Origin of the sequence: Klebsiella grimontii, assembly GCF_900200035.1 — a bacterium.
Taxonomy (GTDB): Bacteria; Pseudomonadota; Gammaproteobacteria; order Enterobacterales; family Enterobacteriaceae; genus Klebsiella; species Klebsiella grimontii.
In genome coordinates, this window is record NZ_FZTC01000019.1 from 263,991 (window position 1) to 284,411 (window position 20,421).

Here is a 20,421-nt window from a genome sequence, read left to right on the forward strand (position 1 = left end):
CGCGTGATAGATAACATTGATTATACAGTCTCGGTCCTGATTGTTATGCTTTCGTTAACAAAAATGCCCGTTACGCTGGCTGGTAGCGGGTGATAAGAATCACGCGGCGTTTCACCTGCTATCCGCCGCCGAAAGCGCATCAGGAGTGAACATGAGTAATAAAAGACGCGTCGTTCCCGGCGTCCATCCGTATGATGGCCCGGCGGGAGGCTGGGGTGCCTTAAAAGCCACCGCCATCGCCGTTCGTACACAAATGGATGCGCTCGATGCCCCCGCGACGCTACTGCGAACCAATCAGCCGGATGGCTTTGATTGCCCCGGCTGCGCCTGGCCCGATAAAGAGCATAAATCCACGTTTCAGTTCTGCGAAAACGGCGCCAAAGCGGTGACCTGGGAGGCCACCAGCAAGCGGGTCACGGCAGAGTTTCTGGCGGCGAACAGCGTCACGTCGCTGCTGGCCCGGAGCGATTTCGAGCTGGAAGGCTACGGGCGTTTAACCCAGCCTCTGGCCTACGATAAGGCCAGCGACACCCTGCGTCCGGTGTCATGGGAAGCGGCGTTTACCCGCATTGGCGAAGTTCTTCGCACCCTGCAGCCCAATGAAGTGGAGTTCTACACCTCCGGGCGCGCCTCTAATGAAGTGGCCTGGCTGTTCCAGCTGTTTGCCCGCGAATACGGTACCAACAACTTTCCTGACTGCTCCAATATGTGCCACGAGTCGACCAGCGTCGGCCTGCCGCAGTCGATCGGCATCGGTAAAGGGACCGTCTCGCTTGATGACTTTGACAAAACCGAGCTGGTTATCTCTATCGGCCACAATCCCGGCACCAACCATCCGCGCATGATGGGTACGCTGCACGAACTGGCGCGTCGGGGCGTGCCGATTATCGTCTTCAACCCGTTAAAAGAGCGGGCGCTGGAGCGATTCGCCGATCCGCAGAACGTCATTGAGATGGCGACCTACAGCTCAACCAACATTGCATCGACCTACTTCCAGGTCAAAGCGGGCGGCGACGCGGCGGCGCTTAAGGGTATCGCGAAGGCGCTGTTAAGGCTTGAGGAGGAGCAGGGCGAGGTGCTGGATCGGACCTTTATCGATGAGCATACCCTGGGCTTTGCCGACTTTGCGCGGGATGTCGACGCGACGCCGTGGCCGGATATCGAACGCGAGTCGGGCCTGACGCGCGGCGATCTTGAACGGGTGGCGGCGGCTTACGCTAAATCTCACGCCACGATTATCACTTACGGCATGGGCATCACCCAGCATAACAAGGGCACTTCCAACGTACGCCTGATAGCCGACCTGCTGCTGATGCGCGGGAATATTGGCAAGCCGGGAGCCGGGATCTGCCCGCTGCGCGGCCACTCCAACGTCCAGGGCAACCGTACCGTCGGCATCACCGAAAAACCGAGCGCCCAGTTTCTCGCCAACCTGCAGCGGGTGTGTGGTTTTACGCCGCCGCAGGAGCACGGCCATGATGCGGTAAAAGCGCTGCAGGCGATGATTGACGGTGAATCGAAAGCGCTCATCTGCCTTGGCGGTAACTTCGCGGTGGCCATGCCGGATAGCGAACGGGCTTTTCCGGCGATGCGGGGGCTGGATCTGAGCGTCCATATTGGCACTAAGCTTAACCGCTCGCATCTTCTGGTGGCGAAAGAGACCTTTATCCTGCCGTGCCTTGGGCGAACCGAACTCGATATTCAGGAGACCGGACGCCAGTCGATCACCGTCGAAGATTCGATGTCGATGGTGCACGCGTCATCAGGCAAGCTGAAGCCCGGCTCGCCTGAGCTGCGTTCGGAACCGGCGATTGTCGCCGCAATGGCAACGGCGACGCTGCCGGAGAGCAAAATCGACTGGCAGTGGCTGGTCGCCGACTACGATCGGATCCGCGATCTGATTGAGCAGACCGTTCCCGGTTTTGACCAGTACAATCAGCGTATTCGCCATCCCGGCGGTTTTCGTATGCCGCTGCCGCCGACGGAGCGTATCTGGCCGACGCCGACCGGTAAAGCGATGTTCTCGGTTTTCCACGGCGTGCGCGAAAACCTACAGGTGGAAGGTAACGATGTGATGCGGCTGGTGACGCTGCGCAGCCACGATCAGTACAACACCACCATTTATGCCATGGACGATCGCTACCGCGGGGTGTTTGGCCGTCGCGACGTGCTGTTTATGAACGAGCAGGACATGGCGGAGCAGGGATTCGAGCATGGCGATCGGGTCGATATCAGCTCCGCGCTGCCGGGCCACCAGCAGCGGCTGGAAGATATCACGCTGGTCGCCTACAGCATCGCGCCGGGCACCGTTGCTGCCTACTACCCCGAAGCGAACGTGCTGGTCCCTCTGGATTATCTCGATAAAGAGAGCGGTACGCCGTCGTATAAATCGGCGCCCGTCCGTTTAACCCTGCGCTCGAAAGAGATCCGCCCGCTGGCGGGGCTGCGCTAAGCCGCCGTTTCGCCCACGGCGCGGATAGCGACGCGGGCGAACGGCTACCTTTGCGCCAGAATCAGCTTAATCCCCAGCCCGACAAAACCGGCGGCAAAGCTGACTCTCAGCCCCTGTAAAACCCTGGGGCGAGTCAGCACGTACCCGCGCATCGCCGCCGCAAAGGCGCCATAGAGCATAAAAACCAGCAGCGTCATCAGCATAAACATGGCGCTCAGGATCAGCATTTCCCGGACCGGCGAAGCCGAGCCGCGCTGCATAAACTGCGGCAGAAAGGCGAGAAAGAAGAGCGGCAGCTTGGGGTTAAGCAAATTGATCAGAATGGCGTGGCTGATGACCTGCCGCGGGTTGCGTTGCACGACGCCTTCCACGCTCAGGCTGCCGCGCTGGGTCAGCGTGGCCCAGGCGAGGTACAGCAGCCAGGCGACGCCGGCGTACTTCACCAGTTCGAATGCGCCGGGCGTGCTGTGGAGGATGGCCGCCAGCCCGGTTATCGCCGCCAGCATATGCGGAATAATGCCCAGGATGCAGCCGAAGGCCGCGGCAAAACTCATTCGTCTGCCCGCCGCCAGACCGGTGGCAATGGTGTACAGCGTCCCGGTGCCGGGAGCGATAACCACAATAAGCGAAGTCAAAAGAAACTCAGGGCTGATGAGCGCCATGATGTTATTCCTGATGTTGTGAATCGAGGCCCTGAGTATTTCGCAAAGCCGCGCGCCGGTATTGAACAAAATTGCACAACATCGGCTAGCGACTCGCCTGAACGAGCGCCTGATAGCTACCCGGCGTGACGGCAAACTGTTTTTGAAACGCGCGGGTCAGATGGCTCTGATCGGCAAAACCGGCCATGAACGCGGTATCGGCGGGGGAGTAGCCTTCCGCCAGCAGACGGCGAGCCAGGCGTACGCGGGCCTGTACCAGGTAGGCGTGCGGCGTAATGCCGGTTTCACGGGCGAAGCCGCGGATCAGCTGAAAGCGGCTGAGACCGCAGAGGGTAGCCAGCGCGTCGAGAGAGATTTTTTCTTCCGGGGCGTCGTCGAGATATTGCCTGGCCAGCGCAATGGCGGGAGTGCCGATTTTGGCGGGCCGCCTGGCGCAAAGATGATATTGGCTCACCTGCATCAGGCAGAGCAGCAGCGCCTCTTCCACGGCGGTATCGTCGGGCGTGCTGGCGACGATCTCGCGAAACAGCCGCTGCATTTGCCCGCGCAGCTGCGGGTCGTCGACGACCGGACGCAGGAGGATCTCTTCGGCCTTCATCTCTCCCTGCAGTTCGTCGACAACGCGCTCAGGATCGAGATAGACCATCCGCCAGCTGCGTGGGCCCTCCAGCGGAATACCGTCGTGTATCTCGCCCGGATTAACCATAATGATATTTCCGGCGGCGGCCTCAACTTTTCCCAGATGGCTCCACGAACGCTGCGCGCCCTGAGTGAAAATCCCGATGCCGAACCGATCGTGGGAATGGCGCGAAAAGCTCTGTTCCGTGACTAACGATATGGCTTCCAGCCCCGGCATGGCTATCCGGTGCTGCTGAACGTGATGAAGGCGAGTTTTCAACGGTTTCTCCTGCCGGGGCATAGCATGAGTGTAGCCTCAGGCGCGCGGGAGGAGCAACGGTCGACCGGCGCTTGAATTTCATCAACGCTGAACATAACATTTAGCTAACATTTTGCCTGCGGCGCGGGCAGCAGATTGCGCAAACAGTGGATCATTAATGGATATCAAACAGCTTAAGTACCTGATTGCGCTCGACAGAACACGACATTTTGGCCAGGCCGCGGCGGCTTGTCATATCACCCAGCCTACGCTATCAATGCGGATCCGCAATCTTGAAGAAGAACTTAATCTGACTCTGATTCAGCGCGGGCAGCGGTTTGAAGGGTTTACCCCGGAAGGCGAGCGTATTCTGGCCTGGGCGCGAGCGCTGCTGGCGGCGCACGACGGGCTGGAGGCGGAGGCGGCTATCTGCCGCGGGCAGATGGTCGGCCAGCTCAGAGTGGGAATGGTGCCCTTAGCCAGCCTGAATCCGATGCAGCTGATCAAACCGCTGGCGGATAAATACCCGGAGTTGCAGTTCAGTCTGCTGTCCATGACCTCGGAACAGATTATCGACGGCGTCAGCCGCAACCAGCTGGATCTGGGGATCTGCTATCTGCATCACGTCGATAGCCAGCTGTTCAACGTGGTGTGGCTGCCGAACACCCGGATGGGTTTGCTGCACGATAAGCGCCATTTCCAGTTTGCTGACGCGATCCCCGGTTGGGAGACGCTGGCCTCGTTGCCGCTGGGCTTTTTGACCAAGGGCATGTACTACCGCGAATCGATTGAGATGAGCTTTAAGGCCAAGGGGCTGGCGCCAAAATACGTTTTCGAAAGCGACTCCACGTTTCAGATTATCCAGGCGGTGCAGGCCGGGATCTGCTGCGCGATTATGCCGCTGAACAACGGTCTGGAAGCGCTGAGCGATAATCTCGACATCAGACCAATCGCCGAGACGGAGGTCGACTCGACGCTGGCGCTGATCATGCGTAATAAAGAGCCGGTGTCGTCGCTGGCGGAAAAATGTTTTACCGATGCGCAGGTGATTTTTAGCGAACGTCGGCCATCTGCGACTGGATAAATTCAAGCCAGACGCGCGTTCTGGCGGGCATAAAGTGGCGCTCACGATAGAGGGCGGAGAGCTGTAACGGCGCCGGCGGCAGCTCCAGCGTGACTTCCTGGAGTTCACCGCGTTCGATAAACGGGCGGCAGGGTTTCTCCCCCAGAATCGCGAAGCCGACGCCGGCAAGCGCGGCGTGCAGGGCCATTTCGCCACTGTTGACGCGATAGTGGCCGTTGACGCTAACCTTTTTGAAGCTACCGTCCGCCGCGGCGAACTGCCAGGCTTGCCCCGCCAGGGCGCTAACGGTGGTAATACAGGGCAGCGTGGTTAATTGCTCGCTGTTTGTCGGCATACCCGTTCTGGCAATCAGCTGCGGAGAAGCGACCACGCAGCAGGGAAACGAAAAGAGCGGGCGCGCAATCACGCTGGCGTCTTCCATTTTGCCGCGGGTGATGATCACCGCAATATCCACATCCTCTTTTAACACCTCCGTGCCCGCCAGATTCGTGGTACAGCTCACGGTTATTTTCGGGTAGCGCAGGGCGAATTGCGCCATGAGCGGCGCAAATAGCGAGGGGCCAATCTCGTTCGGCAGGCACAGACGCAGCGGCCCTTCGGGTTCGGCCTGCTGCTGAGTCAGCTCGGCTTCCGTCGCGGCAAGTTGCTCCAGCAGCGGCCGCATACTGGCGAGCAGCGTCTGCCCGGCAGAGGTCAGCTTCATATGCCGGGTACTGCGCTGTATCAAACGCAGTTGAAGGCTCTCCTCAAGCTGTGAAATCTGTCGGCTTACGTTCGATGAGGGCATCTGCAGCGCTTTTGCTCCGGCGCTGAATGAGCCATTTTCCGCCACGGTGACGAAGACCCGCAGCGCGTTGAGATCCACTCTTTTCACTCTTGATTATCCCGATTTTGATAATTAACAACGCCACTTTTACCGGCTTATGCGCGGATTTACCAGCGGCTAGACTCTGCGCATTCCATTGTAAGGAGCTTTACATGCCCGGTTATCTGGTACGCGCAACGTTGATTATCGCTTTCGTTCAGTTCATCAACGCGCTTGAATATATGATTTTTAATCCCTTATTTACCTGGATGGCGCCGACGTTTCAGGTCCCGGTAAGCCAGGCGGGTTACGTCACCGGTATCTATACGCTGGCTTCAGTCATTTCGGGGATCGGCGTATGGCGATGGGTCGGTCAGCTTAAACCAAGGCGTTTCTTGCTCTGCAACATGGCCCTGTTGGGGGGATTAACGGCGATGACGCTAACCACCACCCGTTTTGACGTATTGTTATTCTGGCGTTTCCTTGCCGGGGTGGTCGGCGGGACCACGATGGGCGTGGCCAGTAGTCTGCTGGTCAACATTATGCCGCCGCAGCTGCGCCCTCGGGCATTGGCCTCAACGATTGCCGCATTCTCGCTGGTCAGCATTGTCGGCATGCCGACGATGCTATTTCTCAGTGAAAAAATCGGCTGGCAGAGTGCCCCCGCGACGATCGGCGGACTCTGTATAATCGCTTTACCGCTGATAGTCCTTGCGCTGCCGGAACAGTCCATCGAGGCGAGCCCTCAGGCGGGCTTGCGATGGTCATCCTCGCTGCTGTTTCATGCCTCCGGCAACGCCCTCACGCAGTTCAGTCCAATGTTAATCATTCCGCTGTTGGTACCGCTACTTACGACTAAGCTGGGGGCCAGCGGCGACGAATTGCCGTGGCTCTTTTTCGCCGGCGGAGCGGCAGGGCTGTGCGCCACTAAATTGACCGGCAGGCTGTGTCAGCGTTATAGCGGCTACCGCATCAGCCTGCTGGGCAGTCTGCTGTTTATACTGAGCCTGAGCATTGCTTTTATCTTCAACCACGGCGGCGCACTGTTTATGCTGCTGTTTCTGGCTGCCGCCTACTGCCGCCTGGTGGCCTCATCGGCGGTGGCGATGCGTTTTCCAGCGGATAGCGCCAGGGCCGGGTTTACGCTTTTACAGAATACCCTGATGTCATTAAGCACGGCGGCGGCCTTTCTGCTTTCGTCGTGGTTGCTCTCGGTTGACGGGGGCGGCGAACGGGCGATGCAGGGGATATTGCTGCTCTGCGCCCTGAGCGCATTGCCGCTGCCGTGGCTGCTGCGGGTTCAGGAGAAAAGATTAGCCACGCGCGCCGCCGGCTAACCCGGCGGCGGCTAGCGTCAAATATTCTCCAGGCTGATCCCGCGGGTTTTCGGACCAAAGATACCCACCGACAGCATCACCATCAGCATGCTGGCGACGATAAAGCTAATCACCCCTGGGGTTCCGGCGTATTGCAAAATAACGCCGATCAAAATGCTGGTGATCGCCGTTGACAGCCGGCTAAAGGAGTAGCAGAAGCCAACCGCCCGCGCGCGAATGTGGGTCGGGAAGACCTCCGCCTGGTAGGCGTGATAGCTAATGGTCAGCCAGGCGTTTGACCAGGTGATCATAAACCCGCAAATCACCAGCAGCACCGGACTGTTCTGTAGGGCAAACAGGGTGCCAAACACCACCGTCATCAGCGCCGAAAGCACAATTTGCCATTTATTTTCAAAACGATGGACGAAGCGGGTGCAGAACAGGCAGCCAATCGGATAGGCGAGGGTAATAAAGAACGCGTACAGCAGGCTGTGGGTAATGCTCGCCCCCTGACCGGAAAGCAGGGCGGGCAGCCAGTTGCCGAAGCCAAAGAAGCCAATGGCCTGGAAGAAGTTCATCACCATCAGCATGATCGTGCGTTTGCGGTACTGCGGCGCCCAGATCGCTTTAAAGCTTCCCAGCCTGCGGCGGTTATGTTGCATCTCAATCCGGTGGCGCGGCGAGGGAGAAACGCCGCAGCGCTGTTCCATTTCGCACATCACCTTGTGGGCTTCCTCGTGGCGACCTTTTTCCTCCAGCCAGCGCGCCGACTCCGGCAGCTTCTTGCGGATAACCCAGATGATCAGCGAACAGAGCGCGCCGAAGATAATCACCCAGCGCCAGCCGGTCAGGCCGAAAAGGGCGATCGGCACCAGCATCCACGACATCAGCGCCACGGCGGGAACCGATAAAAACTGAATAAAGAAGGCGAAAGCAAAGGCTTTATTGCGCAGATGCGTCGGTACCCATTCGCTTAAATAAGTGTCGATCGTTACCAGCTCAATGCCGAGACCGACGCCCACCAGAAAGCGGCAGAAGATAACTCCTTCGGCGCTGCTTTGCAGGGCCATCATCAGCGAAAATACGCCATACCTGGCAAGGGCGAACATAAACGTCAGGCGGCGGCCCAGTTTATCCGCCAGCGGCGCAAGCAGGCTGGCGCCAATAAACAGCCCCATAAAGGTGGACGAGGCGAAGGCGGCCTGGTCGGAAATGCCGAAGATACCCTGTTCGCCGGTATGGAAAATATTCTCTGCCAGCAGCCCGGTGCTGATATAGCCGGTCTGAAAAAGATCGTACAGCTCGAAGAAGCCGCCCAGCGCCAGGAGGGTGATAAAAGACCACAGGCCAACGGAAGCGGGCAGCGCATCGATGCGGGCGGTCAGACTGGAGTGCGGATGTCCTGGGGAGGCGAACGCGGCGTCGCCCAGAACCTGGGTGGTAGACATATTGTTATTTTCCTCAGATAAAATGTTTGCCTGCTAATGTTATTTGATTGTTAATGGTTTTAAATTTTTAATCACATCGGTGAAATCGCATTTGCAGAATAAAATAGCGACAATGCTATCCGAGTAGAGTTGTATGCTGGTTTTAGCGCTTCATCCGCCCGCAGCCTGAAGGAATTCACCATCACACCGCTGAGTTTGATCTGGATTAAATTTAAGATAACGAGAGATTGTTGCGCTCTGGTTATTCACCTACATTCAAAGCGAGTACGACCACTCAGGAAAAAAATCATGTCCAGTAAGAAAGTCCTACAGGCAGCGCTGGCGGCGGCGCTTTCGCTGTCAATGATGGCAACGCCGGTCTTCGCCAATCCTGGCAACGGCAACGGCAACGGCGGCAGTAGCCATGGTAATAGCGGTAACCATGGCAACAACGGCAATAGCGGTAAAAACAACGCAGACAAGGGCAATCAGGGTCACAAACAGGGTAATCCGGGGCAGAGAAAAAATTACGGCAAACCCGATCATGTCTCTGCCGATATCAGCTTTTCCAGAGCGCGTTCGCTGGCGGTAAACTACGGTTTAACCGGCTACCAGTCGCTGCCGCCGGGAATCGCCAAAAACCTGGCTCGCGGCAAACCATTACCTCCGGGGATTGCCAAAAAAGCGGTTCCGGCATCGATGCTCAATGAACTGCCTTACTATCCAGGCTATGAATGGCGGGTGGTGGGTCAGGATTTAGTGCTGATCGCGCTAAGTACGGCGATCGTGACGTCGATAATTAATGGCGTTTTTGATTAGTGAATTAACCCCGGTTAGTGCCGGGGTTAGTTTTATCAGCACCGATTTAGCGCATTAAGGTCATTCTAAACAAATCGTCACTAAAGCGAGATTTTACCTTTACTCAAATAATTGAATGACTATAATGAGCACAAATTCATACAGGAGAAATATGTTGGACAGTCACCCTTACTTAAACATCAAGGCAAGCTGACGCTATTTTTTCTGCGCTGCTTGCCAACCGGCGGGCAGCAATCCTCCTGATCCAGACGATTGCATCCCATAAAAAATAACGCAGCCAGGCTGCGAGGATAATCGTCATGTTCCTGTTTAAAAATACATTATTCCCTCCACCGTCAACGCGACGTTAATCGCCTCTCCGGCGACAATTTGTCGTGTGCTTAATAAAGCACATAGTTAATTCTTCCAGCAAAAATGGAGGAAACTATGTTGATGTTTCCTTATATCGCAAATTTACTCGCCGCGATGCTGTTGGGCGCGCTGATTGGCGCCGAAAGACAGTGGCGGCAGCGGATGGCCGGCCTGCGCACTAATGCGCTGGTCGCCACCGGCGCGGCGGTGTTTATTCTCAGCTCCGTTGCCGCTTCCCCGGATAGCCCGGGCCGTATTGCGGCGCAGGTGGTCTCCGGGATTGGCTTCCTCGGCGCGGGCGTTATCATGCGCGAAGGCATGAACGTGCGCGGCCTTAATACCGCCGCCACGCTGTGGTGCTCGGCGGCGATTGGCGTCCTGTGCGGGTTAGGCCAGTTCTGGCAAGCCGCGGCGGCAACGCTGATCATCCTCTGCGCGAATATTTTACTGCGCGAAGCGGCGCAGCGAATTAATCATATTCCCGGCGCGACAGAAGAAGAGAAATGCTATGTCCTGAATATTATCTGTCATAGCGAACATGAAAACGCGATTCGTCAGCAACTACTCGCTATCAGCAAAGAGATGAGGCTCAGCCTGTTGGGGCTGGCATCCATAACCGCGCAAGAACAAGGGCATAAAGAAATTCGCATCGAGCTGGTCGGCAATGCCGATTATCGCAAGGCGCGAGACCTTATTATGGAAAAAATTGGCGGTCACGAAAATATTACGTCAGTCCGCTGGGCCATTGAGGGAAGTTAACCTTCGGGCAAGAGTTTGCATAAGGAGGGAATGATGAATGTTCCCAGGCAATTAAAGTAAGAAGCGTTTAATAGCGTAAAAATAAATTATGCATAAGCCAATTATGCAGGGATAACCACGTTTTTAATTTGAGGATAAATCATGACTGACATGAAAATAGAAAACCGGAAACTCAACCGGTCTGCGTCAGAAAATGATAAGCAGCATAAAAAAAGCTTCGCCATTGAAACCGAGGCATTTAACAGCCCGGATCATACGCTGGCGCGGCTCAACAGCAGCCGTCAGGGGCTCACCACCGAAGATGCCCTTGAACGGCTGGATGAATACGGCCGCAATGAGGTTGCGCATGAGCAGGCGCCGCCGGCGCTAATTCAGCTTTTGCAGGCATTCAATAACCCGTTTATCTATGTCCTGATGGCGCTGGCCGCCGTCAGCTTCGTGACCGATTACTGGCTGCCGCTGCGTAACGGCGAAGAGACCGATCTGACCGGGATTATCATTATCGTCACGATGGTCAGCCTGAGCGGGTTATTGCGTTTCTGGCAGGAGTTTCGCACTAACAAAGCGGCGCAGGCGCTGAAATCAATGGTCCGCACCACGGCGACGGTGCTGCGTCGCGGTCCGGGTAACATGGGGCCGACGCAGGAGGAAATTGCCATTGAGGAGCTGGTGCCCGGTGACATCATCTTCCTGGCGGCGGGGGATCTGGTTCCGGCGGATGTCCGCCTGCTGGAGTCCCGCGACCTGTTCGTTAGCCAGTCGATACTCAGCGGCGAATCGCTGCCGGTTGAAAAGTATGATGTTCTGGCCAGCGTGTCCGGCAAAGGGTGCGACAGGCTGCCCGAGCCGAACAAGGACAAGAGTCTGCTGGAGATGGGCAATATCTGTCTGATGGGCACCAACGTCACCAGCGGCAGGGCGCAGGCGGTAGTGGTGGCCACCGGAAACCGCACCTGGTTTGGTTCGCTGGCGAAGTCTATTGTCGGCACGCGTACCCAGACGGCGTTCGATCGCGGGGTAAACAGCGTCAGCTGGCTGCTGATCCGCTTTATGCTGGTGATGGTGCCGATTGTGCTGCTGATTAACGGCTTCAGCAAAGGCGACTGGGTTGAAGCATCGCTGTTTGCTCTCGCGGTCGCCGTCGGCCTGACGCCGGAAATGCTGCCGATGATCGTCAGCTCAAACCTGGCGAAAGGCGCTATCGCCATGTCGCGGCGCAAAGTGATCGTCAAGCGGCTGAACGCGATTCAGAACTTCGGCGCCATGGACGTGCTGTGCACCGATAAAACCGGCACGCTGACCCAGGACAATATCATTCTTGAGCATCATCTTGACGTAAGCGGCAGCGAGAGCGACCGGGTGCTGACGCTGGCGTGGCTTAACAGCAGCAGCCAGAGCGGGGCGCGTAATCTGATGGACCGGGCGGTGCTGCGCTTTGGCGAGGGGCGGATTGCGCCAGCGACCAAAGAGCGCTTCGTGAAGCTTGATGAACTGCCGTTTGATTTTGTTCGCCGTCGGGTGTCGGTGTCGGTGGAAGATGTCCGCCACGGCGATAAAAGCCTGATCTGCAAAGGCGCGGTCGAAGAGATGCTGACGGTGGCCACGCATCTTCGCGAAGGCGACCGCGTGGTTGCGCTGGATGACACCCGACGCGATCTGCTGTTAGCCAAAACGCAGGATTACAATGCCCAGGGCTTCCGCGTGCTGCTGGTTGCGACCCGCAAGCTGGATGATTCTGCTCTGACAGCCCCGCTGTGCGCCGACGATGAGCAGGGGCTAACGGTCGAAGGAATGCTGACCTTCCTCGACCCGCCGAAAGAGAGCGCGGGAAAAGCGATTACCGCGCTGCGCGACAACGGGGTGGCAGTGAAAGTGTTAACCGGCGATAACCCGGTCGTCACGGCGCGGATTTGCCTGGAAGTGGGCATCGATGCCCACGGTATCCTGACCGGGCCGCAGATTGAGGCGATGACGGATAACGAACTGGAGCGCGAAGTGGAAACGCGCGCGGTGTTCGCCAAACTGACGCCGCTGCAGAAGTCGCGGATCCTGAAAACGCTGCAGAAAAACGGCCACACCGTCGGCTTCCTCGGCGATGGCATCAACGATGCGCCGGCGCTGCGCGATGCGGACGTCGGTATTTCGGTTGACAGCGCGGCGGATATCGCCAAAGAGGCATCCGATATTATCCTGCTGGAAAAGGATTTGATGGTGCTGGAAGAAGGGGTGATCAAAGGGCGTGAGACCTTCGGCAATATCATCAAGTATCTGAACATGACCGCCAGCTCTAACTTCGGCAACGTCTTTTCGGTACTGGTGGCCAGCGCGTTTATTCCGTTCCTGCCGATGCTGGCGATTCATCTGCTGATCCAGAACCTGATGTACGATCTCTCCCAGCTCTCGCTGCCGTGGGACAAGATGGACAAAGAGTTCCTACGCAAACCGCGCAAGTGGGATGCGAAAAACATCGGCCGCTTTATGCTGTGGATTGGCCCGACGTCGTCCATTTTTGATATCACCACCTTCGCGCTGATGTGGTACGTGTTCGCGGCGAACAACGTCGAAGCCCAGGCGCTGTTTCAGTCCGGATGGTTTATTGAAGGACTACTGTCGCAGACGCTGGTCGTACATATGCTGAGAACGCAGAAAATTCCGTTTATCCAGAGCCGCGCGACGCTGCCGGTGCTGCTCACCACCGCATTGATTATGGCGATGGGCATCTACATTCCGTTCTCTCCGCTGGGAGCGATGGTCGGGCTGGAGCCGCTGCCGCTGAGCTACTTCCCGTGGCTGGTCGCGACGCTGCTCAGCTACTGCGTGGTCGCGCAGGGCATGAAGCATTTCTATATCAAACGTTTCGGTCAGTGGTTCTGATAATAAGGAGGCGCAGAGATGAATCGTTCTCCGGACACTATCATCGCGCTGATATTTTTCCTGATGGGTCTGCTGGTGCTGCTGTTGGCTATCTGGCAAATCCTGTTCTGAATAAGGGGGCGCGATGCGCAAAGGTTCGCTGGACAAAGTCTTTATTCATGCGGCGCTGATTGCGGCCATCATTATTTTGCTGACTATCTGGATTAGATAAGAGGATCCCGGGCCACTGGCCCGGGATGAGCATTTCTGCCGGAGAAAAGATTACAGATCGAAGCGGTCGAGGTTCATCACCTTGGTCCAGGCGGCGACAAAGTCGCTGACGAACTTCTGCCGCGCATCGCTGCAGGCATACACTTCGGCCAGGGCGCGCAGGACGGAGTTGGAGCCAAACACCAGATCGACGCGGGTCGCGGTGTATTTCTCTTCGCCGCTCTTACGATCGCGGCCGATAAACAGCTCAGCGTGCTCGTCAGCGGCTTTCCAGACGGTACCCATATCGAGCAGGTTAGCGAAGAAATCGTTGCTCAATACGCCAACGCGGTCGGTAAATACGCCGTGGCGGCTGCCGTCAAAGTTAGCGCCCAGCACGCGCAGACCGCCTACCAGGACCGTCATTTCCGGCGCCGTCAGCGTTAACTGCTGCGCTTTATCAATCAGCAGCGTTTCGGTGGAGATGCCGCCGCCCACGCGGCGATAGTTGCGGAAACCATCGGCCAGCGGCTGCAGCAGATCCATCGCTTCGACATCGGTCTGATCCTGACGCGCATCGACGCGGCCAGGGGCGAAGGGTACGCTGACCTGAACACCTGCCGCCGCGGCAGCCTGCTCAATGCCCACCACGCCGGCGAGGACGATGATATCGGCCAGCGACGCTTTACCGGATGCCTGCTGAATCGCCTGCAGGGTCGGCAGCACGCGGGAGGCGATGGCGTTGACCGGCCACGATTTCTGCGGCTCGAGCGCCAGACGCGCGCCGTTGGCGCCGCCGCGTTTATCGCCGCCGCGGAAGGTGGATGCGGATGCCCAGGCCACGGAAACCAGCTCGCTGACCGAAAGGCCGGCGTCGGCAATGGCGGTTTTCAGCGTCGCGATATCCTCTGCGCTCGGGGCGTGGATCGCCGCCGGTAGCGGGTCTTGCCAGATCAGATCTTCTTTCGGCACTTCCGGGCCCATGTAGCGGGACTTCGGCCCCATATCGCGGTGGATCAGTTTAAACCACGCGCGGGCGAAAGCTTCGTTAAAGGCCTGCGGGTCGTTCAGGAAGCGGCGGGAAATCTTGTCGAATTCCGGGTCAAAGCGCAGCGTCAGGTCGGTGACCAGCATGGTCGGCTTGCGTTTTTTCTCTGGGTTAAACGGGTCAGGAATGATTTCAGGGGCGTCTTTCGCTTCGAACTGAATCGCGCCTGCCGGGCTGCGGGTCTGCACCCACTCATATTTGTACAGGTTTTCGAAGAAGTAGTTGCTCCATTGGGTTGGCGTTTGCGTCCAGACCACTTCCAGACCGGAGGTAATCGCGTCGGCGCCCGCGCCGCTGCCGTAGCTGTTCGCCCAGCCGAGGCCCTGCGCTTCGATCGGCGCCGCTTCCGGCTCTGCGCCAACGTGGCTGGTCACCGCGGAACCGTGGGTTTTGCCCAGCGTATGGCCGCCGGCGATCAGCGCGACGATCTCTTCATCATTCATCGCCATATTGCCGAAGGTCGCGCGAATTGCGGAGGCCGCGGAGAGCGGGTCGCCGCTGGCGTTAGGGCCTTCAGGGTTGACGTAAATCAGCCCCATTTCGGTGGCGCCGATCGCCTGCTGATTCAGGCTTTCCGGATGACGATGGGCCAGCCATTCGGTTTCATTACCCCAGTCAACGTCCAGATCCGGTTCCCATACGTCTTCACGACCGGCCCCGAAGCCAAACGTGCGGAAACCGGCGTTTTCCAGCGCCACGTTGCCCGCCAGCATATAAAGGTCAGCCCAGGAGATTTTCTGGCCGTATTTCTGTTTGACCGGCCACAGCAGGCGACGGGCTTTGTCGAGGCTGACGTTATCCGGCCAGGAGTTGAGCGGAGCGAAACGCTGCTGCCCGCGGCCCGCGCCGCCGCGACCGTCAACGGTACGATAGGTACCGGCGCCGTGCCATGCCATACGAATAAACAGCCCGATATAGCTACCCCAGTCCGCCGGCCACCACTCCTGAGAGTCAGTGAGCAGGGCGCGCAGATCGGCTTTCAGGGCCGAATAGTCGAGTTTCTTAAACTCTTCGCGGTAGTTAAAGTTTTCGCCCAGCGGGTTTGAACGATTGGAGTGCTGATTCAGCAGATCCACACGTAGTTGATTAGGCCACCAGTCGCGGTTGCCGGTGCCACCGCCCGCGCTCTGCGTGGGCGTCGACGTTTCGGCGTGGAAAGGGCATTTCCCTGCCGACGGGGTATTCGAAGGATCGTTTGACGTGCTCATATCAGGCTCCGTTTGCTTTTGTGAATGCCATTACGATATACACTGCTACCAATAAGCGATATTTGAATGAGTCTACGGATTTAATAGTTATTTCCGTTCAATGCTCTTGTAAAAACCGAATATATATCATTGTTGAAGGGCTGGTTTTCAACAAGGACCTCACCACCATAGTCGTAACATCAGCGTAAAGGAATCGTTAAGGCATCATCTCCGCCAGCGAAGACCCCATTATTTGCGTTATGACAATTTTAGTGCGTAAACAAGCTTAGCGCTGCCAGTATAAAGGCGTACCAAAAACGTCGATAAAATAGTCAATTACCGCCCGTACGTTAAGTGACGGATGCCGGGCGTGAGGGTAAATCGCCGAGACCGGCGAGGGGGTATTGCCGATTGCCGCGGCGTAGCGGGGCATCAGCTTAATCAGCTTTCCTTCTCCAGTCGCTTCATTAACCATCCAGTCGGGAAAGAGGACCACCCCCATCCCCCCCAGCGCAGCGGTCAGCAGCGCATCGGCGTTATTTGAAGTGAGCTGCGGCGTTTGCGGATAGTGCACCCATTCCCCTTGTGCAAGGCGGAACAGCCAGCGGTTGGGCCCGTTTGAGCCGCTGTAGACCAGCGTGCTGTGCTGGCGAAGATCTTCCGGCGTCTCCGGGATGCCGCGGCGTTGCAGATACGCCGGAGCGGCGACCAGATAGTGATGCTGCATACCCAGTACCCTGGCGTGAACGCTGGAATCCGGCAGGCTACCGATGCGAAAAATCACATCGGTCGCATCGCGGTGCGGATCGATGAAATCATCGGTCAGCGCCAGCTCAATCTGCATCTGCGGATAGCGCGCCGTTAGCCCCGGCAGCCAGGGCGCGATATGGCGCTGGCCAAAATAGACCGGGGCGTTGATGCGCACCAGCCCGCCCGGCTCAAGGCTCCGGTCCTGCAAATCGCGTCGCGCGGCGCTGAACTGTTCGCTGATGCCTCTGGCATGAGCGGCAAACAGGCGTCCTGCTTCGGTAGGCACCACGGCCCGGGTATTACGATAAAACAGCTGCTGGCCGAGCGCGTCCTCAAGCTGGTGAATGGTGCGCGATACCATTGAGGGAGAAACGCCTTCTCGTCGCGCCACTGTGGAAAAGCTCTGGCTGTCGTAAACGGCGATAAACAGCTGCAGCGCCCGAAAATTCACATTACCCGCATCGCTCATTAATGCAATATCCGCAAAAGTGTTTCCCTGATTGTATCGTTTTTCACATCACTCCGCTGTTTTATGCTCTGCCACCTCATTAATAATCGGATATCAACGATGCAGTTATTACTGATTTTTCTTGTGATTGCCGGCGGCATGGGATTATCCGTGGAAGCCGGACTACTCGGGCCGCTGGCCGGTCAGGTAGGGGACCTGTGGGCCACCTTCAGCATTTTCAGCGTCGGCAGCGCGCTGACGTTTCTGCTGATGCTGCTGTTTGGCCAGAGACAAAGCCCCTCGTTCTTCTCTTTGCCGGGCTGGCAGCTTACCGGGGGCATCCTGGGCCCCATCTATGTCGTCATCTTAACCATCGCCGTGCCGGTTATCGGTATCGCCATGACGATGATCGGCATTCTTGCCGGCCAGGTCTGCAAAAGCCTGTTGATTGACCATTACGGCCTGTTTGGTTCGCCAAAACGTAAAATCGACGGTCGGCGGCTTATCGCGCTGCTGTTTATCGTCGTCGCCCTGATTCTGATCGCCACAAGCTGAGGAGTTAAGATGAGTAGCATAATGATTTTGCTGGCGCTGGCCGGCGGCGCGATGTTGAGTATGCAGGCGGCGATTAACGGTCGTTTGGGCAGTCAGGTAGGCGTATTTCGTAGCGCGTTTCTCACTTTCTCCGTGGGCGCGTTGATCACCGCGCTGCTGATTTTCTACTTTGCGCCCCACCAGACGACGACGCTGCTGGATGTGCCGAAATGGCAGCTGCTGGGGGCATTTTGCGGCGTCCCCTATATCGTGATTATGGTGGTGGCGGTGCAGCGTATTGGTACCGCGGCGGCCACGGTGGCGGTGATTTTTGGCCAACTGGCCATGAGCTTGCTTATCGATAACTTTGGCTGGCTGGGTAATGACGCCATTACCTTTTCGCCGGGGCGGCTGGGGGCGATCGTTTGTCTGGGGCTGGCGCTGTTCTTTATTTATCGCTCCGGCACGGCGGCAAAAGCCGCAGAGAAGCGATAGACCGCCCACCTGTTCAGGTGAGTTGTCGCGCATCGCCAACCGCGGCCATACTGTTCGTCACCATGTAACTGGCGCTTTAGACAGATCACTGTCGGGGAGCATGGTTGCCGCCGCCGCGCGCCTGGGCATCACTTCACTGTATGGAGATACGCTATGCCTGAGATTTCGTCGCTGCTGACCTTCGCTCTGGTGGCCCTTGGCCTGGTGCTGACCCCGGGGCCGAATATGATCTATTTGATTTCGCGCTCACTTTGCCAGGGAAGAAGGGCCGGGCTGGTCTCCCTCGGCGGGGTGGCGCTGGGGTTTGTCTTTTATATGCTGTGCGCGGCGTTTGGTATTACCGCGCTGATCTTCGCCGTGCCCTATGCTTATGACGTCTTGCGCATCAGCGGCGTTGTCTATCTGCTTTATCTGGCCTGGCAGGCGGTGAGGCCCGGCGGGCGCTCGGTTTTTGCGGTGCGGGATCTGCCCGCCGATAGCGGCCGTAAGCTGTTTTTGATGGGCTTTATCACTAATCTGGCGAACCCTAAAATCGCTATTATGTACCTCTCATTGCTGCCGCAGTTTATCTCTCCCGGACACGGCAGCATCCTTGCGCAGTCGCTGGTACTGGGATTTACCCAGGCGATAATTAGCGTGGCGGTTAACGCGCTGATTGTGATGATGGCCGGGCAGGTGTCGCTGTTTCTCGCGGGGCGTCCGTTGTGGCAGCAGTTTCAGCGCTGGCTGATGGCGACGGTACTGGCGGGGATGGCGGTGAAAATTGCCTTCGAAGCGCGGAAGTAATCGCTCTGCCCGGTAGCATAGCGCTGCCGGGCGCAGCGGAAGGGGATTAAGCCCCCGGGCCAATCAGCCGCGAGCGGATCGTGGCTTCCGGCATCATCTCCAGCAGACCGTTGCACAGCATCTCTCCCGCCTCCTGCAGCGCGCTAAGCGGCATTTCCGGCAGGCTTTCAAGAATAAACCACATCCGCGGACTCTCCACGCTCAGGCTAGTACGGACTCCCTGCCTCCAGTTCCAGCGTCGACAGGTCACGCCGCGATCGTCGCCCCAGACCACTTCTCCCGCGTCGGGGTATTCGTCGACCGTCTGTCCTTCTTTAACGGTATCGAACGGCTCGCTGCCGTCCGCGATCTTGAGCTGCGGCACGCCAACATACGCCGCCAGGTTTTCGCCGCCGACCGGCACGGCGTAGCGCAGGCTTACCGCGTTATAGAGATCGACGATAGGATCGAGCGCGGCCATCTCGCCATCGCGCAGCACCCGTTTGCGCAAGGCTTCCGCCGAGCAGGGGGTCCTTTTAGGTTTTGCGCCAAAGGCGCGGAATACTTCGCTCCAGGCCTGCAGGTGCGCCTCCGCCCACTGCGGCTCGCCGACGAGAACCGCTTTGCAGGCGGAGCGGAGCGCATCGGACCCGACCTGGGGAGCGCGTACGGCGGCGGAAACAACATCAATGCTCAGGGCGCGAAAGCCGGGGGCCAGCGCGGAGACCTGCGGGCTGATTGACGGTAATACGCTATTCATTGGATAATCCTGTAACGACCATTTTAAAGCATAATATCGACCGATGACCAATAAAGTCAATATAACGACCGATGCGGGCGCCGATGCCGCCATGATCAATGAAGCCGTTGCGGCGCGCCTTAAACGCTACCGGGCGGAAAAGAAGATCTCCCTTGATGAACTGTCGCGACGCGCGGGGGTCAGTAAAGGCATGCTGGTAGACATTGAAGCCTGCCGGGCCAATCCGAGCATCGCGCTGTTGTGCCGTCTGGCCTCGGCGCTGGGCGTATCCGTAGCCGATTTTGTCAACGTCGCCGCCGCGCCGCCGGTCAAGGTGATGGCCGCAAGCGATATTCCCACCCTATGGCAGGGCGAGCGGGGCGGTCATGCACGGCTGCTTGCCGGTACCAGCGGACCGGATATGGTGGAGCTCTGGCAATGGAGTCTCTATCCCGGTGAGATTTTTACCTCGCCGGGGCACGGCGATGGCACGACAGAACTGCTTTTCGTGACCGAGGGCGCCTTAACCCTGACGGTCAACGACGCGAGCTATGTGATTGTCGCCGGAGATTCCGCCGTGGCGCGCACCGACGCCCCGCATAGCTACGCTAACGCCGGGGATGCGGTCACGCGGTTCACTATGACGGTCAGCGAAAAAGCGCGTTAGTATTATCCCGACCGCGCTCCTCCTTCACGGCGAGCGCACCAAATCCATGCAATGCCCCATCATCACTCCCCATTATTGGGAATCGCGGCGACGCCTGTCGTCGCATGGCTGAGTTTACGCGCTCTGCGCGCCTGGCATAGACCTTGCAAACTCCTCGTCAGAAGGCAGCGCAA

At 58.0% G+C, this 20,421-nt stretch carries 19 protein-coding genes and 1 riboswitch; of the genes, 12 read left to right on the forward strand and 7 right to left on the reverse strand.

Going from position 1 to position 20,421, the window contains the following annotated elements; all coding sequences use genetic code 11:
- Positions 1 to 151: 151 nt before the first annotated feature.
- Positions 152 to 2,452 (forward strand): FdhF/YdeP family oxidoreductase, encoded by a 2,301-nt coding sequence (locus KOSB73_RS16030; protein ID WP_064410669.1) that lies wholly within the window; start codon positions 152 to 154, stop codon positions 2,450 to 2,452.
- Between the two features lie 44 nt (positions 2,453 to 2,496).
- Here the strand turns inward: KOSB73_RS16030 and KOSB73_RS16035 are convergent, their stop codons facing one another.
- The gene (locus KOSB73_RS16035; protein WP_098140679.1) at positions 2,497 to 3,114 is read right to left on the reverse strand and encodes a LysE family translocator; all 618 of its coding nucleotides are present in this window, start codon (positions 3,112 to 3,114) and stop codon (positions 2,497 to 2,499) included.
- Positions 3,115 to 3,199: 85 nt separating this feature from the next.
- Positions 3,200 to 4,012, reverse strand: a complete 813-nt coding sequence (locus tag KOSB73_RS16040) for a helix-turn-helix transcriptional regulator (RefSeq protein ID WP_098140680.1) — start codon at positions 4,010 to 4,012, stop codon at positions 3,200 to 3,202.
- 157 nt (positions 4,013 to 4,169) lie between these two features.
- Between KOSB73_RS16040 and KOSB73_RS16045 the strand changes: the two genes are divergently transcribed.
- Positions 4,170 to 5,075 (forward strand): LysR family transcriptional regulator, encoded by a 906-nt coding sequence (locus KOSB73_RS16045; RefSeq protein ID WP_004138046.1) that lies wholly within the window; start codon positions 4,170 to 4,172, stop codon positions 5,073 to 5,075.
- On the opposite strand, the gene KOSB73_RS16050 is transcribed toward KOSB73_RS16045, so the two are convergent.
- Positions 5,044 to 5,949, reverse strand: coding sequence for a LysR family transcriptional regulator (locus KOSB73_RS16050; RefSeq protein ID WP_024358208.1), 906 nt, complete (start codon positions 5,947 to 5,949; stop codon positions 5,044 to 5,046). The genes KOSB73_RS16045 and KOSB73_RS16050 overlap by 32 nt on opposite strands.
- Positions 5,950 to 6,053: 104 nt before the next feature.
- Between KOSB73_RS16050 and KOSB73_RS16055 the strand changes: the two genes are divergently transcribed.
- A complete protein-coding gene (locus KOSB73_RS16055; RefSeq protein ID WP_098140681.1) occupies positions 6,054 to 7,217 on the forward strand; it encodes an MFS transporter in 1,164 nt (387 codons plus the stop codon).
- Between the two features lie 17 nt (positions 7,218 to 7,234).
- Here the strand turns inward: KOSB73_RS16055 and KOSB73_RS16060 are convergent, their stop codons facing one another.
- The gene (locus KOSB73_RS16060) at positions 7,235 to 8,644 is read right to left on the reverse strand and encodes an MFS transporter (protein WP_098140682.1); all 1,410 of its coding nucleotides are present in this window, start codon (positions 8,642 to 8,644) and stop codon (positions 7,235 to 7,237) included.
- Positions 8,645 to 8,932: 288 nt separating this feature from the next.
- On the opposite strand from KOSB73_RS16060, the gene KOSB73_RS16065 reads away from it, so the two are divergent.
- The 5 genes from KOSB73_RS16065 (at position 8,933) to mgtU (ending at position 13,637) form a co-directional block, all read left to right on the forward strand.
- Positions 8,933 to 9,442: an anti-virulence regulator CigR family protein gene (locus tag KOSB73_RS16065; protein ID WP_098140683.1), complete on the forward strand. Its 510-nt coding sequence runs from the start codon at positions 8,933 to 8,935 to the stop codon at positions 9,440 to 9,442.
- Positions 9,443 to 9,856: 414 nt separating this feature from the next.
- Positions 9,857 to 10,552, forward strand: a complete 696-nt coding sequence (locus tag KOSB73_RS16070; protein WP_004138035.1) for an MgtC family protein — start codon at positions 9,857 to 9,859, stop codon at positions 10,550 to 10,552.
- Between the two features lie 141 nt (positions 10,553 to 10,693).
- Entirely contained in the window at positions 10,694 to 13,426 is a 2,733-nt protein-coding gene (mgtA, locus tag KOSB73_RS16075; RefSeq protein ID WP_024358205.1) for a magnesium-translocating P-type ATPase, read from the forward strand.
- A gap of 18 nt (positions 13,427 to 13,444) precedes the next feature.
- Complete coding sequence (mgtR, locus tag KOSB73_RS16080; protein WP_004101989.1) at positions 13,445 to 13,537, forward strand: protein MgtR; 93 nt, start codon at positions 13,445 to 13,447, stop codon at positions 13,535 to 13,537.
- A gap of 13 nt (positions 13,538 to 13,550) precedes the next feature.
- Entirely contained in the window at positions 13,551 to 13,637 is an 87-nt protein-coding gene (mgtU, locus tag KOSB73_RS31335) for a magnesium transporter protection protein MgtU (RefSeq protein ID WP_253075166.1), read from the forward strand.
- Between the two features lie 50 nt (positions 13,638 to 13,687).
- On the opposite strand, the gene katG is transcribed toward mgtU, so the two are convergent.
- Together katG and KOSB73_RS16090 are read right to left on the reverse strand one after the other, a co-directional pair.
- Entirely contained in the window at positions 13,688 to 15,871 is a 2,184-nt protein-coding gene (gene katG, locus KOSB73_RS16085) for a catalase/peroxidase HPI (protein WP_098140684.1), read from the reverse strand.
- 265 nt (positions 15,872 to 16,136) lie between these two features.
- Positions 16,137 to 17,069: a LysR family transcriptional regulator gene (locus KOSB73_RS16090; RefSeq protein ID WP_024358204.1), complete on the reverse strand. Its 933-nt coding sequence runs from the start codon at positions 17,067 to 17,069 to the stop codon at positions 16,137 to 16,139.
- 99 nt (positions 17,070 to 17,168) lie between these two features.
- Here KOSB73_RS16090 and KOSB73_RS16095 point away from each other — a divergent pair, with 99 nt between their 5' ends.
- From KOSB73_RS16095 to KOSB73_RS16105, 3 genes are all read left to right on the forward strand, one after another.
- The gene (locus tag KOSB73_RS16095; RefSeq protein ID WP_004138020.1) at positions 17,169 to 17,603 is read left to right on the forward strand and encodes a DMT family transporter; all 435 of its coding nucleotides are present in this window, start codon (positions 17,169 to 17,171) and stop codon (positions 17,601 to 17,603) included.
- A 9-nt stretch (positions 17,604 to 17,612) separates the two neighbouring features.
- Positions 17,613 to 18,077, forward strand: coding sequence for a DMT family transporter (locus tag KOSB73_RS16100; RefSeq protein WP_024358203.1), 465 nt, complete (start codon positions 17,613 to 17,615; stop codon positions 18,075 to 18,077).
- 54 nt (positions 18,078 to 18,131) lie between these two features.
- A riboswitch (ZMP/ZTP riboswitch) is annotated at positions 18,132 to 18,211 on the forward strand.
- Positions 18,212 to 18,230: 19 nt separating this feature from the next.
- Positions 18,231 to 18,863 (forward strand): LysE family translocator, encoded by a 633-nt coding sequence (locus tag KOSB73_RS16105; RefSeq protein ID WP_004138018.1) that lies wholly within the window; start codon positions 18,231 to 18,233, stop codon positions 18,861 to 18,863.
- A 46-nt stretch (positions 18,864 to 18,909) separates the two neighbouring features.
- On the opposite strand, the gene KOSB73_RS16110 is transcribed toward KOSB73_RS16105, so the two are convergent.
- On the reverse strand, positions 18,910 to 19,602 hold the full coding sequence (locus tag KOSB73_RS16110) for a B3/B4 domain-containing protein (protein ID WP_098140685.1): 693 nt from the start codon (positions 19,600 to 19,602) through the stop codon (positions 18,910 to 18,912).
- Between the two features lie 43 nt (positions 19,603 to 19,645).
- On the opposite strand from KOSB73_RS16110, the gene KOSB73_RS16115 reads away from it, so the two are divergent.
- On the forward strand, positions 19,646 to 20,248 hold the full coding sequence (locus tag KOSB73_RS16115; RefSeq protein ID WP_064342650.1) for a helix-turn-helix domain-containing protein: 603 nt from the start codon (positions 19,646 to 19,648) through the stop codon (positions 20,246 to 20,248).
- Positions 20,249 to 20,421: the final 173 nt, after the last annotated feature.

What these genes read in the sequence shown, in the direction of transcription:
- KOSB73_RS16030 (WP_064410669.1), top strand. Translation starts at nt 152, where the DNA reads ATGAGTAATAAAAGACGCGTCGTTCCCGGCGTCCATCCGTATGATGGC.
- KOSB73_RS16035 (WP_098140679.1), bottom strand. Translation starts at nt 3,114, where the DNA reads ATGGCGCTCATCAGCCCTGAGTTTCTTTTGACTTCGCTTATTGTGGTT.
- KOSB73_RS16045 (WP_004138046.1), top strand. Translation starts at nt 4,170, where the DNA reads ATGGATATCAAACAGCTTAAGTACCTGATTGCGCTCGACAGAACACGA.
- KOSB73_RS16055 (WP_098140681.1), top strand. Translation starts at nt 6,054, where the DNA reads ATGCCCGGTTATCTGGTACGCGCAACGTTGATTATCGCTTTCGTTCAG.
- KOSB73_RS16060 (WP_098140682.1), bottom strand. Translation starts at nt 8,644, where the DNA reads ATGTCTACCACCCAGGTTCTGGGCGACGCCGCGTTCGCCTCCCCAGGA.
- KOSB73_RS16065 (WP_098140683.1), top strand. Translation starts at nt 8,933, where the DNA reads ATGTCCAGTAAGAAAGTCCTACAGGCAGCGCTGGCGGCGGCGCTTTCG.
- KOSB73_RS16070 (WP_004138035.1), top strand. Translation starts at nt 9,857, where the DNA reads ATGGAGGAAACTATGTTGATGTTTCCTTATATCGCAAATTTACTCGCC.
- mgtA (WP_024358205.1), top strand. Translation starts at nt 10,694, where the DNA reads ATGACTGACATGAAAATAGAAAACCGGAAACTCAACCGGTCTGCGTCA.
- mgtR (WP_004101989.1), top strand. Translation starts at nt 13,445, where the DNA reads ATGAATCGTTCTCCGGACACTATCATCGCGCTGATATTTTTCCTGATG.
- mgtU (WP_253075166.1), top strand. Translation starts at nt 13,551, where the DNA reads ATGCGCAAAGGTTCGCTGGACAAAGTCTTTATTCATGCGGCGCTGATT.
- katG (WP_098140684.1), bottom strand. Translation starts at nt 15,871, where the DNA reads ATGAGCACGTCAAACGATCCTTCGAATACCCCGTCGGCAGGGAAATGC.
- KOSB73_RS16090 (WP_024358204.1), bottom strand. Translation starts at nt 17,069, where the DNA reads ATGAGCGATGCGGGTAATGTGAATTTTCGGGCGCTGCAGCTGTTTATC.
- KOSB73_RS16095 (WP_004138020.1), top strand. Translation starts at nt 17,169, where the DNA reads ATGCAGTTATTACTGATTTTTCTTGTGATTGCCGGCGGCATGGGATTA.
- KOSB73_RS16100 (WP_024358203.1), top strand. Translation starts at nt 17,613, where the DNA reads ATGAGTAGCATAATGATTTTGCTGGCGCTGGCCGGCGGCGCGATGTTG.
- KOSB73_RS16105 (WP_004138018.1), top strand. Translation starts at nt 18,231, where the DNA reads ATGCCTGAGATTTCGTCGCTGCTGACCTTCGCTCTGGTGGCCCTTGGC.
- KOSB73_RS16110 (WP_098140685.1), bottom strand. Translation starts at nt 19,602, where the DNA reads ATGAATAGCGTATTACCGTCAATCAGCCCGCAGGTCTCCGCGCTGGCC.
- KOSB73_RS16115 (WP_064342650.1), top strand. Translation starts at nt 19,646, where the DNA reads ATGACCAATAAAGTCAATATAACGACCGATGCGGGCGCCGATGCCGCC.